Below are 15395 nucleotides of genomic sequence, written 5' to 3' on the forward strand. Positions count from 1 at the left end.
GGGTGTGAATTTCTGAACAGGGTTTTTGGGGGAGGATTTCCCCCCATTTGAGGTGCTTCCCCCATGGACTACTATATAAAATAAATTTACTATATTAAAATATAAAACATATATTTCGGTTTTCTAGCTCTTCCCCCCTTTTTTACCTATGTCACTATAGTGAGGGTGGCTAACAAAAGGGGTATACATTTTTATTTAAATAAAGTTTATATAGTATTTTATTATATCATTCTATTTTTATTCATAGTGATGGGACCGTGTAATTTCTTGTGGGGAATGCCCTATCTATGAATCTAGTCTCACCTTTTCGTAAAGCAATTGAGTAACATAATAACATTTTGTTATGACACTGTTCCTGTTTTTGTATCCCAGGGGTATTTATCTTATATTTATAAAGGTTCCTTTGATCACTAATTTATTGTAAATTCAGAAAATAATGGGTTGGACAGGACTCTACCACTGCGGGATTCAGGGGTGTAATAGATATTGAGATGGAGCGGATACCCAGTCTGATGCTGGAAGAATCGGCTCTTGGCCAAACTTCGGACCCGGAATATCCTTGGGCGGTTTTTTCCTAATTCTGGATTGCAAGGATGAATTAGATGGGGCCCACTCTTCCCCATAATTAGTTTGTTTATTCAGTTTATTGTACACGAGCCCATGCCGAAGAGCATTTGTCTCTATTAATTTATAAAATAAATAGAAACAAAAGTATGTTCTTTTTTCTATTATGTATCCAAAATTATTGATTGAATGCATTTTTATTTTATTTTATGTGCATTAAACACTATATTAATCTTATGAAACATTCCGGAAATTTACCCCCTGATTGTTTTTCAGGTGGCTATTGCGACATACGATAGCAAGGTTCTCATAGTTCCTCCAAATCCGAACCCCAAAACGTTGGCGAAAGTCAAGCTTGGTGGCACAGTTCTTTCCCTGATAGAGGGTGAGTTGCCAATTATTATAACATATAAAACTTAAATTTTATAAAAACAATGTATATGTACTACTGTGTTCCCACAAGAATACCTTGGAATACAGTGGGGGAGAATCCAAATCTGGGTAGATGTAAACACAGAAACCTACCACGATACATTTGATCTATCGAACCATGGTTCAGCCCCCACTCCTAAGACTGAACCCCCAGGTCCGAAGTTTGGCCAAGAGCCGGAATTATCACTGGTGCTGGTGCTGGTGCTGTTAACAAGGTTCACAATTGTTTCTTGAGGTTCCAATAAAAATGGGAAATGATCCTTTGCGGATTCATAAAAATAATTATATATACTTTTAAGAAATAATATTATCCATAGCAGTTCGGTTTTCGAATTACGGCTGGGCCATCGATATTTATAATAATATTCTGAAATATATACACAAAACAAGATGTGACCCCTTCCTCCCATACACATTCGAAACAACTTTTATGTTTCACCTGAAAATTACTGCTAAAGAAACTTGAGGACCATCTGTTATTTCTATACAATCCTCTTTATATCATAAAAAAGGAGGTTGATAACAGATGGTCTCAAAGCATTGTACCATGGAACAATCGAATTTGGAAAAGGTAGAGGAATGGATGGAATGCTTTGCGGATCAGTGGCACTGGTGTTCCACCAATTTACCCTAACCATGGAGTTCGTTAAAGAGACCTTCGGGTGGACCGACAGGGAATTGATCGAACGTCTCCCACGGGAGGGACTATTTTTTGAAGCTCTGGGGGGGAAGAAAGGAAAGCCCCTTATAGGTAGAAGGACATTATATGATGGCAGGAAACGGTTGTTGGCATACGAGGAGAAAGCAAGATGCAATGGTACACAGGGTTCCTTTCAGAACTTCACCACCTTTTCAAAGTCAATAGTAGGTATGATATCCACCTGCCGTAGAATGGATAGCACACTAATCAACAGCAACATAAGGAAAGTAACCCATAATGAAATGATTTATCTGGTGGCAAAAAATGTGGTTTGTATCTCGGCTGAACTTCAGATTCCCCTCCCCGCGGAGTGGGGGGTCTTTTTGGAAAAGGGATGCAAACAAACAGACATCGATTGTCAGCAATCATAGGACTGCGGAGCTAGTTGGAGTTTGCTTGGCTATAAGGAACTACGCCTCTGAATATGACGAAATCAGATCAACCAAGGAGTATGCATTGCTAGAAAGGATGATCTGGGAACAGACGGAGGAGGATGAACAAGGAAATCTCAGGATGCTCCCCAAGGTGCGTTCTGGTAGTCTACAAAGCCCTTATGATCCTGATGCTCAGTACAGGAAGAAGAACAAACAGGAATGTTGGGGATATTCCGGCCAGATCGTAGAGGATCGTGATGGAGAGAAGGGAATAAGCCTGATTTCCTTCTTTGATCTGAGAGGTTCCCTGCATCCAGATACGACCTTTGCGAAGGAGTACATAGAAACATGGGTTTCCCATGTTGGAATGCAGTCGTGTGCCGATGGAGGGTACTACAGCCATGAGATCAGCGAGCTGGCCCAATCAAAGGGTATTTCCCTATGTTTCACCAATATGACGGGCCAAAGGGAGAACCCCAATCAATTGAGGGCAAGCACGTTTGTGCGAGACAAAAGAACAAAGGAAATTACACGATGCGCGGCAAACAAGGAACCCGAGAACAGCCGGTACAAACCAGGGGGAAAACCAGGGAGCGGGACCAGTGTGGCTTATTTCAATAGGGAGGATTGCAAGAAGTGCCCCTTTGCGGATCAGTGCGTTGGCAAACCCAACAAAACGGGGGGAAGAACCGTAAGATTGACCGACCGAACGTACTCAGCGGCAGAGCAAAGGGATCAATCCGTTCTCCATATGCTACTCCATAATACTGCCTGCCTGATTCATGCAATAATTTCATATCCTAAAGCCTCTGTTCATCCACCCGCTATAAACAGCGGAGACCCTACCAGACTGGTACCTGGATAGGCAGAAATCCTTATGAAACAATTTTCACATTGGCCCCACGGGGAACCTGCTTTTGGGGTTTTCTATTACACCAAGAGACCTACCATCTGGTCCAACACGATTGGGGGGAATGGGCACAGGATTGTAGCCTACTCAAACGAAAAGACCTATGGAGATTCTTCAGAGATGGATGGGTCTTATTTCCTCTATAAAAGGGATCGCTTGTAAGTCGCTAGGACGAAAGATACTCGGTAGGATGGAGGATGCACAGGTGAGAACGGGCAAAGAAATTGGCTTACAATTGATCCCAGGTCGTCCGTCATCTTCAGAAAAAGGGGTTGATCGTGGGTTGGATCAGACGATATTCGGAAAGGAACCCGAACAAACACAACAGAAAGGGGCACGAAGAATGCAATACCAGACTGGTACCCAAATAGGCAGAATCCTTACGAAACAATCTTTACGTCGACCCTTATGTCGGCCCTTATGTGGAACCTGTTTTTGGGTTTTTCTATTACACCAAGGGATCTAACATCTGTACCAACACGATTGGGGGGGTGTATGACATGTATGTCTGCTAACCTTCTTAATACTCCTTTTTTTCTTCGTAGGGCATTTGGCCTCGTATTTTTTATTCATACAACTCGCATAGCATTGCGCTTCGTAGTTTTTCTTCATACAAGTAGCATACTGTGCAGCGCAATCAACGTTTTTCCCCGTACAAGCAGCCGACACGTCAGTTAAGCCCAGAAAGAGTCCCCCTAATAGAAAAAGAAAACAAGCTATGTTTTTGAGGTCAAACCCTCTATACTTAGGAAATTTCATAAACTGCACATCTCCTCTCTTGTTGCACCATATTCACTCCAAAAATACAAACCCGATTCCCTGAAAATAGGATCAAAACTGGTTCAGGAAGGGAGAGGATGGAAAGACCAATCAGTGCCCTGGTGGCAAGACCCTCGACCAACCTCATGTACCACTAACTCGGGGGGAATGGGCACGGGATTGTAGCCCACTCAAACGAAAAGACCTATGGAGATTCTTCAGAAATGGATGGGTCTTATTTCCTCTATAAAAGGGATCGCTTGTAAGTCGCTAGGACGAAAGATACTCGGTAGGATGGAGGATGCACAGGTGAGAACGGGCAAAGAAATTGGCTTACAATTGATCCCAGGTCGTCCGTCATCTTCAGAAAGAGGGGTCGATCGCGGGTTGGATCAGACGATATTCGGAAAGGAACCCGAACAAACACAACAGAAAGGGGCACGAAGAATGCAATACCAGACTGGTACCCGAATAGGCAGAATCCTTACGAAACAATCTTTACGTCGCCCCTTATGTGGAACCTGTTTTTGGGGTTTTCTATTACACCAAGGGATCTAACATCTGGACCAACACGATTGGGGGGGTGTATGACATGTACGTCTGCTAACTTTCTTAATACTCCTCTTTTTCTTCGCAGGGCATTTGGCCTCGTATTTTTTATTCATACAACTCGCATAGCATTGCGCTTCGTAGTTTTTCTTCATACAAGTAGCATACTGTGCAGCGCAATCAACGTTTCTCCCCGTACAAGCAGCCGACACGTCAGTTAAGCCCAGAAAGAGTCCCCCTAATAGAAAAAGAAAACAAGCTATGTTTTTGAGGTCAAACCCTCTATACTTAGGAAATTTCATAAACTGCACATCTCCTCTCTTGTTGCACCATATTCACTCCAAAAATACAAACCCGATTCCCTGAAAATAGGATCAAAACTGGTTCAGGAAGGGAGAGGATGGAAAGACCAATCAGTGCCCTGGTGGCAAGACCCTCGACCAACCTCATGTACCACTAACTCGGGGGGAATGGGCACGGGATTGTAGCCCACTCAAACGAAAAGACCTATGGAGATTCTTCAGAAATGGATGGGTCTTATTTCCTCTATAAAAGGGATCGCTTGTAAGTCGCTAGGACGAAAGATACTCGGTAGGATGGAGTATGCACAGGTGAGAACGGGCAAAGAAATTGGCTTACAATTGATCCCAGGTCGTCCGTCATCTTCAGAAAGAGGGGTTGATCGCGGGTTGGATCAGACGATATTCGGACAGGAACCCGAACAAACACAACAGAAAGGGGCACGAAGAATGCAATACCAGACTGGTACCCAAATAGGCAGAATCCTTACGAAACAATCTTTACGTCGACCCTTATGTGGAACCTGTTTTTGGGTTTTTCTATTACACCAAGGGATCTAACATCTGGACCAACACGGTTGGGGGGGTGTATGACATGTACGTCTGCTAACCTTCTTAATACTCCTTTTTTTCTTCGCAGGGCATTTGGCCTCGTATTTTTTATTCATACAACTCGCATAGCATTGCGCTTCGTAGTTTTTCTTCATACAAGTGGCATACTGTGCAGCGCAATCAACGTTTCTCCCCGTACAAGCAGCCGACACGTCAGTTAAGCCCAGAAAGAGCCCCCCTAATAGAAAAAGAAAACAAGCTATGTTTTTGAGGTCAAACCCTCTATACTTAGGAAATTTCATAAACTGCAATCCCCTTTCTTTTTGTACCATCTCCAAAATACAAACCCGACTCTCTGAATAGGATCAAAATAGGAAAAGTTACTTTCGAATTATAAACTAAAGAGTTACAGGATTGCAACCCTCCGAATGTTTCACTAAGAATAGGGATAGGAATTGAGAAAATAAGGGGTTTCTGGATCTTGATGGGTCATCGGGAGGCAAACGATAAAATGGGCCCCGGTACCTTAGTCGCGTCCCCTCTTTACAATACAAATGAATGATTCTACTGCAGAAAACAGTATAAAAACAACCATAATATTTAAATTAAGAATAAAAAAATATATTAAGTAAATATTTACATTGTTAATTAAGTATAAAAACAATATATATAAATATTTCTATTCTAATTAATAAGTAATTTTCGGTTAAAAGTATCACTTTTCGGAAGATTGCACGTGAAAATTGATTACTAATGGTTATTTTGGGTTGCACTCCCAAAATCGCAGAGGGATAGGGGTAGGTCGCCATCCTACCCCTGTTATTTTCCCCGGTTGGTATGTGATGAGTTGGGGGTTACCTTGCTACCAGGATACCGATATGGAGCTCTTTATCCCTCACATCTAAGAAAAGCTCTACGCAGTTTCGATGACCATGTTTTGACTTGGCGGGCCCAAAAAAAGTACAAGAAACCCAATAGCATGCGAAAGGACCGCAGGTGGATTCAGTACATGCAAGAAAAGTATGGGAACCTATTCGTCCATTGGTATTCATTGGACGCTAAGGGGATCTATATTCCCCCATCTAGGCATTGTTTTCTTCAAGGGAATATGGGTATAGGGAGAACTGTTGTCGCAGTACTCGCTTTATATGTCAATGTGTCCAGTGGTCATCAGGGTTCCTGTATGGTACCGACGAGGATCTTGACATGTCAACATTACACCGCCCTAATGCGATGGTACCTTTTTGGGGGGTCGTCTCGTTTTGTTGACCATTTGGATGTTGGCACGGGCTCAACGTAAGGCACCGTGTCGTTGGGCGGATGTGGTTGTAGGGACGCATGTTTGATTTAGGATCATGTAGAATTTACCAGGTTAGGGCTAGTGGTGACGGATGGGGGGGTATCGTTTGGGCGTGCTGCTTTGTATGCTAGGGGACTTCTACCCAGGCCTGTTGTGTTATGACTATGCGACGACACCCATTCCCCCGCACCCCGACGGTAACGGTTTTCGAAGAATGGGATATATCCTCGTTATGGGAGAGATCGAGGAGAGGAAAGCCTGTGGATACCTATTTTGGGCACGGTCAGCGAAGTAGCCCACAGCTTGTGAAATGTTTATGGGTTGTATGGGAACGGGGTGAAAGATTACTATAGTTGGTCTGAGGATTGAGGCTATATTATACATGAGGGGGATATTGACTATGCAGGGCAGCGGTATCAGGAGTTGAAAAACAGCTTGTCCCCCATAGGATGGGCTCACTACATAATCGTTTGGATCCCCTGCAAAGGGAAGAGGAAATACAGGCTTTTGTGTCGAATGGATGTATAGGTGTGGTGGCTACGACAGTGATCGGAGTGGGTGCAAATGATTCCAATGTGACGATGATGATCATTGAAGCGGCTGATTGTTTTGGATGGGCACAGTTGTATCCGTTGCGGGGTTGTGTGGGGTTGGGAAGTAAAGTCTTCTATATGTGTATTTGTTGCCGATCCGTAGACGGAGCAGAGCGTGAAGAGAATAGGGATTTTAAAATCCTTCCAAGATGGATTTATGGTTACGGAAAGGGATTTGGGGGGAATCAGGGGAGTTTTTAGATGTTCGTCGAAGTGGTCTGTCTCACTTTCCCTTTGTTGATCCGCGGCGGATGAGCGAATGTTGGAAATGGAGAGAGAAGATGCTATTGGTTTATTGCCGGAATTGGAGCAAAACAAGAAGTGGGCTTTTGTCACAGAGCTAGTAAGGAGGGGGAGGCAAAAGGTACGATTCGTATAGGGTGATTACCTGAATTTTTTTATTTATATAATAATTTTTATAGTACAAAGCGTTGGTGTATCCCCGATTCGATTCTCGATGGGCGATGGGGACCGTATTCCGGATGGGAAGACCCCTCTTGCCGCCGTCTGCGCCACTCCTCCTTACAATCAAAGACGAGGGAAGGATCAGGCTAATCAGTTTGATTCAGCATGCGAGTGATTTTTTATACTGGGAAATAGGCTTTGAAGTAAAAATGATAAACTATAACTTTGAATATGAATAGTGCAACAGACTCAGAATCTATGGAGGGTTTGGACCCATTCATTGGTGTACATTTATTCCTTTTATGTTGAAAAAGTTGCGATTCATTGCCTATAGGATTATAATTTCGTATAGTTAGGTCCATTCATTTCCATCCATTGGCATCATTCCCTATATTTAGGGTATCACCTTTCAATAGGGGGCTATCCCACGGTTCCCTCAATTTTGGGTGCGCGTGGGTAGTCAATATTTAGGATCGAAAAGAGATCATTTTACTATTTGGGCACAGGTGCGAGGAATTTCATTCGCGGTGGGTTGGCCCACTTGGGCTATGGATGTCTCACAGATCATGTGTTTTACAGGGATTGGATTCATGTCCTCTGTACAATATTCTTAATACATGAAAACACAGGTTGGGACGATTACTCCGGCCCACGGGGTTCTGTTTTCGGGAAGTAGCATTTCGATTGTATTCCTGCTCTCCTCCTCATTGGGTATTCTCGGCCGTACCATTGCGAAAAAGGGGGTATGATCCGTTGTCTGAACATGTCTACCAACGTTGGATTCCCTGTCGACGTTGGCAATGGATGAACTTAGCTCTCATATTGGGTTTGTGTGGGGGCATGAGCCTCTGGTGGTATTTATCTTCGCATGTTTCATCGCAAAAGAATTTTAAGAGACAGTTTAGTGTGATTCAAACACAGGGCACCCATACTTTTCCCCGTACCAACCCACATTTCATTCGCAACGCAGGGTCGCCTCCGAGGGAGCGTCCTAGTACACCATCATTATCCAAAAAACATAGGATTAAGAAATTGAGTATCCGACCCTCTCATTCATCCCCTCATCGATCTCGCCCTCGTTCGTCCCATCGTCGGTCCCGCCCGTTGGGCGTAGCATGATGGGTCATAAGGGTCCCATTAGCTTTTCTTATCCCTGGATTTACTATAGCGTTCATTCCCTTTTGTCTCATAAATCCACACGATCTTATGCGTCTATGGTTCAATTTGACGTAATTATACATTAAAAATAATATCATTGTATATCAGTATTTATGGAGATGTCGTTGAGGACAGAGGTTTTCAAGGAAATTAGGATCCATCGCAATAGTATGTGATGATCCCAACCCAAATAAAAAATCTGTGCGATTTTGGGAGGACAAATTCTAGTGTTTGGGAATCCCCGTGCAGAAAATTGTAGGATCATTCCCAGGCATTAGGACTGATGAATCCATTGGCACGATGGTTTTCATTGGGATCCCTTTTATGAAAAATCGACCAAGTGAAGGATGTACACTAAAGATCATGTTCTTCCAAGAACCTCCATAAAAGGCGTTTATCCTCCCAAAGAGGTTATCACAAACTAGTGTTTAAGACCATTTAAAGTCATCCGGTAGGCCCCCCTTGTTATACACAACTTAGTAGGTACCATGGGGAATGCAAGAGTTTCTTTCATGTCATGAGGTCCATAGGGACAGATGATTCGTTGTTTTTTCTCCCCTCCTTATGGTTTGTTCTCCTTCGGTTACTGAATTCTCCCAAATGAATGATGTGGTATTTGGAAATACAAGGCCCTGGTTCGGTTGTTTTTGTTTTGGCCATTATTTTTTCACCAGGGGGGTTCAGAATCACCCCCATTTGTTGTGTTTCGTCGGGTATTTGCCCCCTTGTTCAGGATGAATTGCGATTCTATAATTGTGGTGGTTCTCTATGATCAGAGCCAATCCACTTGATCCCATGGACAAGATGGATTCGGATTTTGTTAGGGCCCTATTTTGGGTGGAGATACTCAGTCCGTATGGGGGCGTTTCTGGGGACGGGGTGAACCTGTGAGTATATACATGCGAAGGTCTTCAAAAACATGGGCTCGTCTCAGGGCTAGCAGGAAGATAACGATCAAGGGACTGATCAGGATTCCAATGAACCCGAAGATCTGCAAGCCAACGAAAATGGCTATGAGGGTGAGCAAAGGGGACATCCCCACATGGGTGGCCACCAGCTTGGGTTCAATGAATTGCCGCGTTAGGAAAACGATACCCCATAGGATCAACAAGCCTATCGCCATCTTATAGCTATCTATTATGAATAGATAGATCGACCAGGGAATGATAACAGCCCCCACCCCCAGATAGGGAAGCAGGTCTACTGCTGCGATGCAGAGCGCGACGGTAATGGCATGGGGGACCCGAAGAATCCACAGTCCCGTGAGTATGATTACGAAGGCTATGAGAATGAGTAGAATCTGGGCACGTACGAATCCCACAAGGGCTTTTTGGATGTCGCTGAGTACAACACCGGATTTGTTCCGTACACGATGAGGCAAGAGTCCGCGCAGACAATGACGAAGGAGGTACCAATCGAGTAGAATGAAGAAAGTGGCTAGGAGGGAGAAGATGGAGAAAATCAGAAAAGAGGGGAAATGAGTGAGTAGATTATAAATCCCCTGTATCGATGTGGCAATGAGTGCCGTTACCTTTTGTGTAAAGAAGCTTAAGCTATCCACTATTTTTTGCAAAAAATGAGACTGATACTCGGTGAAGTGCGACTGAAAAACTCGTGAAAGTTCCTGTACTGTTTGGTTATTTTGAAGGAAAAGGATTTCCCGTTGTATTTCGTTCATAAGTTCGGGCAGGAGGGACATGAAATAAGCGAATCCCTTTATCGTTTCGATGACCAATAGGGTAGTTGCTGTAAGAGTGACAACCACTATGCAAGAGAGTACGAGTAGAATGGCGAGCCAGCGTGGCAAACGAAGGTGTTTTTCCAGGAAGACAACAACGGGATGTAAGAAGGCAGCTACAATCCAAGCCAGTAGAAAAGGATAAATGAGTCCTAAGCCGTAACAAAGAAAGAGAAACAGCGCGAGAAACCAGATGAGCAGAATGAACGCACGTTTCCAAGGTGGGGGTATAGAAAAGGATGTCACCAATTGTTCCTCCATTCTGGGTAGCTTGACTTGTACCCTTCTGAGGATAACGCGACCGTCGTTCTTTTTCCAGCGCGGATCGTTAGGATTTTTTTTTCACAATTCGCGGATGGTTTTTTTGCTGACCTAATAGGGTGTCCTCGTTAGAATTTATGGGACGGATAATCTTCTGGGTAGCCGTTCATTTGAATTGCTTGGATGGACTGGCTATAATTGGCCCTGAAAGACTGGTTTTTACCTTGGATAAGCAGCAGTCACAGGTTGGGACGTAAAGAGGGCAAATGGTGGGAGTCCGTGGCGTATAACAGAGGGGTACGGAAGTTTCGCATGGGGTGGCTCGGGGGGCGAGAGTGCCATTGCAAATTTTGTCCATTCGGATTGTGGTAAGCGTATAGATTGGGCTGGGTGCATCCCATTGATTAAGGGGAAGGGGTGAAGAATGGATGACCGTAAAGAAGGGTTTGGAAGATGTCATAGCGCTCTCATCGGAAATTAGTTCTATTGTGGACGGTGTACTTACCTACCGCGGTTATAGCATTGATGATCTGGTAAATCATGCCACTTTCGAGGAGGTTGCCTATCTACTATGGTATGAGAGGTTACCCACCTCCCCTGAGCTTCATGCCCTGAAGGAAAAACTCCATGAGGAGGCTGTTCTGTCGGAGGAGATTCAACAGCTTTTGCGGTCTATACCCCGTGACGCCAATCCGATGGCGGTCATGCGGACTATGGTTTCTGCGCTTTCCCTCTATGATCCCCAGGCGGAGGATATTTCTACGGCAGCAAGTCTGAGTAAGGCTGTTCGACTCACGGCCCAATTCCCCCTCCTTCTTGCCTCTTACGCTCGTTTGCGGGCTGGACATAAGCCGATCCCTTTACCCCGGAACATGGGTATTGCCCGTGGTTTTTTGTACCTATTGAGGGGTGAGGAGCCCCCATCCGTGGAGGTAAGCGCTCTTGATAAGGCACTGGTGTTGCATGCGGACCATGAGCTCAATGCCTCCACCTTCGCAGCGCGGGTAACAGCGGGTACGTTGGCGGATATGCATTCCGCGGTGGTGGCTGCTTTGGGTGCATTGAAAGGGTCCCTGCACGGGGGAGCGAATGAGCGTGTGATGGCCATGCTAGAGGAAATTGGTTCCCCCGATCGTGTAGGGGTTTTCATTGAAAAACGTTTGGAGCGAAGAGAAAAAATCATGGGTTTCGGCCATCGTGTGTATCGGGACGGGGATCCACGTGTTGCCTATCTTTGTGCTTTGTCCAAGGAATTGTCCGAACGTGCTGGGGATAAGACATGGTACGAGATTTTGGTGGCCATTGAGGAACTCATGAATCATAGAAAAAATTTGAAAGCCAATGTTGATTTCTATTCCGGTTCTGTTTATGCCTATCTTGGGATCCCTCGGGATTTGTTCACACCCATTTTTGCCATGAGTCGTATGGTGGGGTGGACTGCTCATATTTTGGAACAGTATGCTGACAATCGTCTGATTCGTCCGCGGGCCGCCTATACGGGTGCTACAGATAATACCTATGTAAGTATTGAAAAACGAGTGTAGGGGGGATTTCATGGCGGAGTTGCAAACGGTTTCCGAAGGGTTGCCTATTTCATGGAAGGATTCTTCTTTACAGGTACCCGATCAGCCGATCATTCCCTACATCGAGGGGGATGGCGTGGGTTCCGATGTGTGGATGGCTACGCGCCGGGTGCTCGACGCCGCGGTAACCAGTTCCTATGGAAAAAAGAGGAAAATTGTTTGGTATGAGGTGTATGCTGGTGAAAAAGCCCAGCAACGGGTGGGGAGTTGGTTGCCGAGGACCACATTGGATGCCTTACGACGTTATCGGGTTGCTATCAAGGGCCCTTTGGCCACACCCGTAGGGGAAGGGATTCGTTCCCTCAACGTGGCTATACGGCAGGAATTGGATCTTTACGTGTGTTTGCGTCCCATTCGCCATATCCCGGGCGTGCCTTCTCCTGTTCTACGACCTGGTGATGTGGACATGGTTATTTTCAGGGAGAATTCAGAGGATATTTATTCTGGGATCGAATGGGAGGCAGACTCCGTTGAAGCCAAGAAAATAATTCGTTTTCTACAAGAGGAAATGGGGGTTTCAACGATTCGTTTTCCTGACTCCTGCGGGATCGGTATCAAACCTGTGTCCCGTGAGGGTACGGAACGACTGGTTCGTTCCGCCATCGGGTATGCCCTTCGCTGGGGGAGGAAAAATGTTACTCTGGTTCATAAGGGTAACATAATGAAATACACGGAGGGTGCTTTCAAAAAGTGGGGTTATGAGCTGGCAGAGCGTGAGTTCGGAGGGAAGACTTTCACCGGATTGCAGTATGAGAAAATAGCAAAGGAACAGGGGGTGGAAGCAGCCCAGTCGGCGGCCGATAGGGCTGTGGAAGAGGGAAAGATTGTAATCCAGGATGTCATTGCTGATGCCTTTTTACAACAGATTCTGTTGCGTCCTAGGGCATATGATTGCATTGCTACGCTCAATTTGAATGGGGATTATCTCTCAGATGCACTTGCTGCTCAGGTAGGCGGAATTGGAGTAGCACCGGGGGCCAATCTGAACGAAGTTACGGGGCACGCTGTTTTTGAAGCTACTCACGGTACAGCACCCAGACATGCAGGGCAGGATAGGGCAAATCCTAGTTCGTTGCTTTTGTCTGGTACCATGATGCTTCGCCATATCGGTTGGACGCGGGCTGCAGAAAAGGTGGAGGAGGGTATTGAGGCCGCCGTTTCCCAAAAAACCGTAACGTATGATTTAGCTCGCCAGATGGAGGGGGCCACTCGGGTCCGTTGTTCTGGCTTTGCCGATCGGGTCATTGCATGTATGGGGGATTGAATGTATGGTGGGGAAAAATTTGTTTTGGGAGGAATCAGTCACGATGGCCTGTTCGCGTAGAAAGATAGCGGTTGTAGGTGCGGGTGCCACAGGTACGACGACGGCGTTACTCTTGGCACAGGAGGGCGCAGGGGATATTGTTTTGCTTGATATACCGGAGGTGGAGGATCCCACGAGGGGCAGGAGTCTTGATCTGGCCGAGGCGAGTCCCATTCTGCAAACGACAGGAAATTTGCAGGGTGGTAGTGAAATGGAACTCTTGAGAGGGGCCGATGTGGTCATCATCACGGCTGGTATTCCTCGTAAACCCGGGATGAGTCGTGATGATTTAGTAGTGACGAACCAGCAGATTGTTCATGGAATTGGGAAGAATATTGCCCGGTTTGCCCCTGATGCTGTGGTCATCGTATTGAGTAATCCGGTTGATGCCATGACGTATGTGGTTTTCAAAGCCACTGGTTTCCCCCCGCAGCGTATCATCGGGCAGTCGGGTGTATTGGATACGGCCCGTTTTCGTTACTTCGTATCGGAGGCATTGGGCGTAGCCCCCAGAGATGTTTGTGGTCTCGTGTTAGGGGGGCATGGCGATGCTATGGTACCGCTCACCCGCTATACGACCGTGGGTGGGGTTCCTCTTACTCAGTTGTTGGATGAAAGCAAAATATCTGCTTTGGTCGAACGGACTCGAAAGGGTGGCGGCGAGATTGTCCAATTGCTGAAAACTGGCAGTGCCTATTTTGCCCCTGGTGCCGCTTTGGTGGAAATGACAATGGCCGTTTTACAGGATAGCAAGCGTGTTCTGCCTGCTGTTGTTTATCTACAGGGTGAGTACGGTTACAGGGATTTCTACCTGGGTCTGCCCGCCGTTTTGGGTGCGAGTGGGGTGGAGAGGATTCTAACCATCGATCTCACTTCGGAGGAAAAGTCGGCTTTGGAATTTTCCGTAAATTCTGTCCGCAGCGTGTTGCAAGTTTTGAAGGCAGTGTAGGCGGGGTAAGGGGGCAGGGATTTGGCAACACGGTGTCGTCGGCGCACGTCAGTTCCCTTGCTTGTATTGTTGGTAAGCTTAGGTATACTCGTGATGATTTTTGTTGGGGGTTGTCAGGAATCCCCCTCAGACGCCAAGCGGACGGTTTATATGGATGGTTCAAGTACCGTTTATCCCATCGTGCAAGCGGCAGCGGAGGAATTCAGTCGTGAGTACCCTTGGGTCAGTCCCAAGGTAGGCACCTCGGGGACCGGGGGGGGTATCCGTAAACTCATCGGGGGTCAGATCGATATTGCTACCGCTTCGCGGCCTATCAATGCGGAAGAGCGAAAACAGGCCATTGCTAGGGGTCTTCGATGGGTCGAATTTCCCTTAGCTCGTGATGGTATCGCTGTGATTGTTCATCCGGACAATCCTCTCCTAGGGGAAATTGATCTGGGTATGCTACGTAGGATGTGGCAGCCGGGTAGCCAGGTTCACACTTGGCGTGATCTCAATTCCATCTGGCCAGATGAGAAACTGACTTTGTATGGTCCAGATACGGCCTCTGGAACCTTTGAGTCTTTTACAAAGTTGATAACGGGTTTAGAAAAGTTCAGTCGTACGGATTATCAACAAAGTGGTAGAGACAATATCCTTGTTAAGGCTGTTGCCAGTGATCGTTTTTCCTTAGGTTATTTGGGCTTCGGATATTATGCGGAAAATAGGGATAAATTGAAGGCCCTGGCAGTGAATGGGATTGCCCCCACTGTACAAACGGTAACAGACGGTTCTTATCCGTTGACGAGGAAGCTTTATCTATATGTGAATGAGGAAGTTTTATATCGACCGGAGATACAGGAATTCTTGCGTTTTTTCCTGCGGGGGAGGGTTGTATTCATCGGTGTGCATGGAGTGCCCCTTCCATCGCAAGAATATTCGTCTTGGGAACAGCGGCTTTCTAGAAAATGAGGAGGGGGAGCCGTT

The 15395-nt window shown here is 45.9% G+C and carries 16 protein-coding genes; 13 read left to right on the forward strand and 3 right to left on the reverse strand.

The window, feature by feature from the left end:
- The first annotated feature begins 1674 nt into the window (after window positions 1–1674).
- The 3 genes from PPRES148_RS09935 (at window position 1675) to PPRES148_RS09945 (ending at window position 3446) form a co-directional block, all read left to right on the forward strand.
- The gene (locus PPRES148_RS09935) at window positions 1675–2067 is read left to right on the forward strand and encodes a hypothetical protein (RefSeq protein ID WP_149454504.1); all 393 of its coding nucleotides are present in this window, start codon (window positions 1675–1677) and stop codon (window positions 2065–2067) included.
- A gap of 25 nt (window positions 2068–2092) precedes the next feature.
- Window positions 2093–2935 carry a transposase gene (locus tag PPRES148_RS09940; protein ID WP_187820978.1) on the forward strand — a complete coding sequence of 281 codons (843 nt, stop codon included), beginning with the start codon at window positions 2093–2095 and terminating at the stop codon, window positions 2933–2935.
- A gap of 148 nt (window positions 2936–3083) precedes the next feature.
- Entirely contained in the window at window positions 3084–3446 is a 363-nt protein-coding gene (locus tag PPRES148_RS09945; protein ID WP_149454506.1) for a hypothetical protein, read from the forward strand.
- Between the two features lie 279 nt (window positions 3447–3725).
- Here PPRES148_RS09945 and PPRES148_RS12105 read toward each other — a convergent pair whose 3' ends face one another.
- Complete coding sequence (locus PPRES148_RS12105; protein WP_187820979.1) at window positions 3726–3887, reverse strand: hypothetical protein; 162 nt, start codon at window positions 3885–3887, stop codon at window positions 3726–3728.
- A 59-nt stretch (window positions 3888–3946) separates the two neighbouring features.
- On the opposite strand from PPRES148_RS12105, the gene PPRES148_RS09950 reads away from it, so the two are divergent.
- Window positions 3947–4297, forward strand: coding sequence for a hypothetical protein (locus PPRES148_RS09950; protein ID WP_149454507.1), 351 nt, complete (start codon window positions 3947–3949; stop codon window positions 4295–4297).
- Window positions 4298–4576: 279 nt separating this feature from the next.
- On the opposite strand, the gene PPRES148_RS12110 is transcribed toward PPRES148_RS09950, so the two are convergent.
- The gene (locus tag PPRES148_RS12110) at window positions 4577–4738 is read right to left on the reverse strand and encodes a hypothetical protein (RefSeq protein WP_187820979.1); all 162 of its coding nucleotides are present in this window, start codon (window positions 4736–4738) and stop codon (window positions 4577–4579) included.
- Between the two features lie 59 nt (window positions 4739–4797).
- Between PPRES148_RS12110 and PPRES148_RS09955 the strand changes: the two genes are divergently transcribed.
- The 5 genes from PPRES148_RS09955 (at window position 4798) to PPRES148_RS09975 (ending at window position 8556) form a co-directional block, all read left to right on the forward strand.
- A complete protein-coding gene (locus tag PPRES148_RS09955; RefSeq protein ID WP_149454508.1) occupies window positions 4798–5148 on the forward strand; it encodes a hypothetical protein in 351 nt (116 codons plus the stop codon).
- Window positions 5149–5998: 850 nt separating this feature from the next.
- Window positions 5999–6439, forward strand: coding sequence for a DEAD/DEAH box helicase family protein (locus tag PPRES148_RS09960; RefSeq protein ID WP_149454509.1), 441 nt, complete (start codon window positions 5999–6001; stop codon window positions 6437–6439).
- A gap of 106 nt (window positions 6440–6545) precedes the next feature.
- Complete coding sequence (locus PPRES148_RS12460) at window positions 6546–6734, forward strand: hypothetical protein (protein WP_149454510.1); 189 nt, start codon at window positions 6546–6548, stop codon at window positions 6732–6734.
- Between the two features lie 154 nt (window positions 6735–6888).
- Window positions 6889–7233 (forward strand): hypothetical protein, encoded by a 345-nt coding sequence (locus PPRES148_RS09970; protein WP_149454511.1) that lies wholly within the window; start codon window positions 6889–6891, stop codon window positions 7231–7233.
- 957 nt (window positions 7234–8190) lie between these two features.
- Complete coding sequence (locus tag PPRES148_RS09975; RefSeq protein ID WP_149454512.1) at window positions 8191–8556, forward strand: hypothetical protein; 366 nt, start codon at window positions 8191–8193, stop codon at window positions 8554–8556.
- Window positions 8557–9442: 886 nt separating this feature from the next.
- On the opposite strand, the gene ytvI is transcribed toward PPRES148_RS09975, so the two are convergent.
- Window positions 9443–10579 (reverse strand): sporulation integral membrane protein YtvI, encoded by a 1137-nt coding sequence (ytvI, locus tag PPRES148_RS09980; protein ID WP_223128041.1) that lies wholly within the window; start codon window positions 10577–10579, stop codon window positions 9443–9445.
- Between the two features lie 443 nt (window positions 10580–11022).
- Between ytvI and PPRES148_RS09985 the strand changes: the two genes are divergently transcribed.
- From PPRES148_RS09985 to PPRES148_RS10000, 4 genes are read left to right on the forward strand one after another with little or no spacing between them, the layout of a single operon-like run.
- Window positions 11023–12138 carry a citrate/2-methylcitrate synthase gene (locus PPRES148_RS09985; RefSeq protein WP_149454514.1) on the forward strand — a complete coding sequence of 372 codons (1116 nt, stop codon included), beginning with the start codon at window positions 11023–11025 and terminating at the stop codon, window positions 12136–12138.
- 10 nt (window positions 12139–12148) lie between these two features.
- Entirely contained in the window at window positions 12149–13441 is a 1293-nt protein-coding gene (gene icd, locus PPRES148_RS09990) for an NADP-dependent isocitrate dehydrogenase (protein WP_149454515.1), read from the forward strand.
- A 43-nt stretch (window positions 13442–13484) separates the two neighbouring features.
- Window positions 13485–14429 (forward strand): malate dehydrogenase, encoded by a 945-nt coding sequence (mdh, locus tag PPRES148_RS09995; RefSeq protein WP_149454516.1) that lies wholly within the window; start codon window positions 13485–13487, stop codon window positions 14427–14429.
- 21 nt (window positions 14430–14450) lie between these two features.
- A complete protein-coding gene (locus PPRES148_RS10000) occupies window positions 14451–15380 on the forward strand; it encodes a PstS family phosphate ABC transporter substrate-binding protein (protein ID WP_149454517.1) in 930 nt (309 codons plus the stop codon).
- The last annotated feature ends 15 nt before the right edge of the window (window positions 15381–15395 follow it).

It is taken from the genome of Pasteuria penetrans (assembly GCF_900538055.1).
Classification (GTDB): Bacteria; Bacillota; Bacilli; order Thermoactinomycetales; family Thermoactinomycetaceae; genus Pasteuria; species Pasteuria penetrans.

Excerpts from the sequence above, each read along its gene's own strand:
- PPRES148_RS09945 (WP_149454506.1), top strand. The coding sequence starts at position 3,084 with ATGGAGATTCTTCAGAGATGGATGGGTCTTATTTCCTCTATAAAAGGG.
- PPRES148_RS12105 (WP_187820979.1), bottom strand. The coding sequence starts at position 3,887 with ATGAGGTTGGTCGAGGGTCTTGCCACCAGGGCACTGATTGGTCTTTCC.
- PPRES148_RS09950 (WP_149454507.1), top strand. The coding sequence starts at position 3,947 with ATGGAGATTCTTCAGAAATGGATGGGTCTTATTTCCTCTATAAAAGGG.
- PPRES148_RS12110 (WP_187820979.1), bottom strand. The coding sequence starts at position 4,738 with ATGAGGTTGGTCGAGGGTCTTGCCACCAGGGCACTGATTGGTCTTTCC.
- PPRES148_RS09955 (WP_149454508.1), top strand. The coding sequence starts at position 4,798 with ATGGAGATTCTTCAGAAATGGATGGGTCTTATTTCCTCTATAAAAGGG.
- PPRES148_RS09970 (WP_149454511.1), top strand. The coding sequence starts at position 6,889 with ATGGGCTCACTACATAATCGTTTGGATCCCCTGCAAAGGGAAGAGGAA.
- PPRES148_RS09985 (WP_149454514.1), top strand. The coding sequence starts at position 11,023 with ATGACCGTAAAGAAGGGTTTGGAAGATGTCATAGCGCTCTCATCGGAA.
- icd (WP_149454515.1), top strand. The coding sequence starts at position 12,149 with ATGGCGGAGTTGCAAACGGTTTCCGAAGGGTTGCCTATTTCATGGAAG.
- mdh (WP_149454516.1), top strand. The coding sequence starts at position 13,485 with ATGGCCTGTTCGCGTAGAAAGATAGCGGTTGTAGGTGCGGGTGCCACA.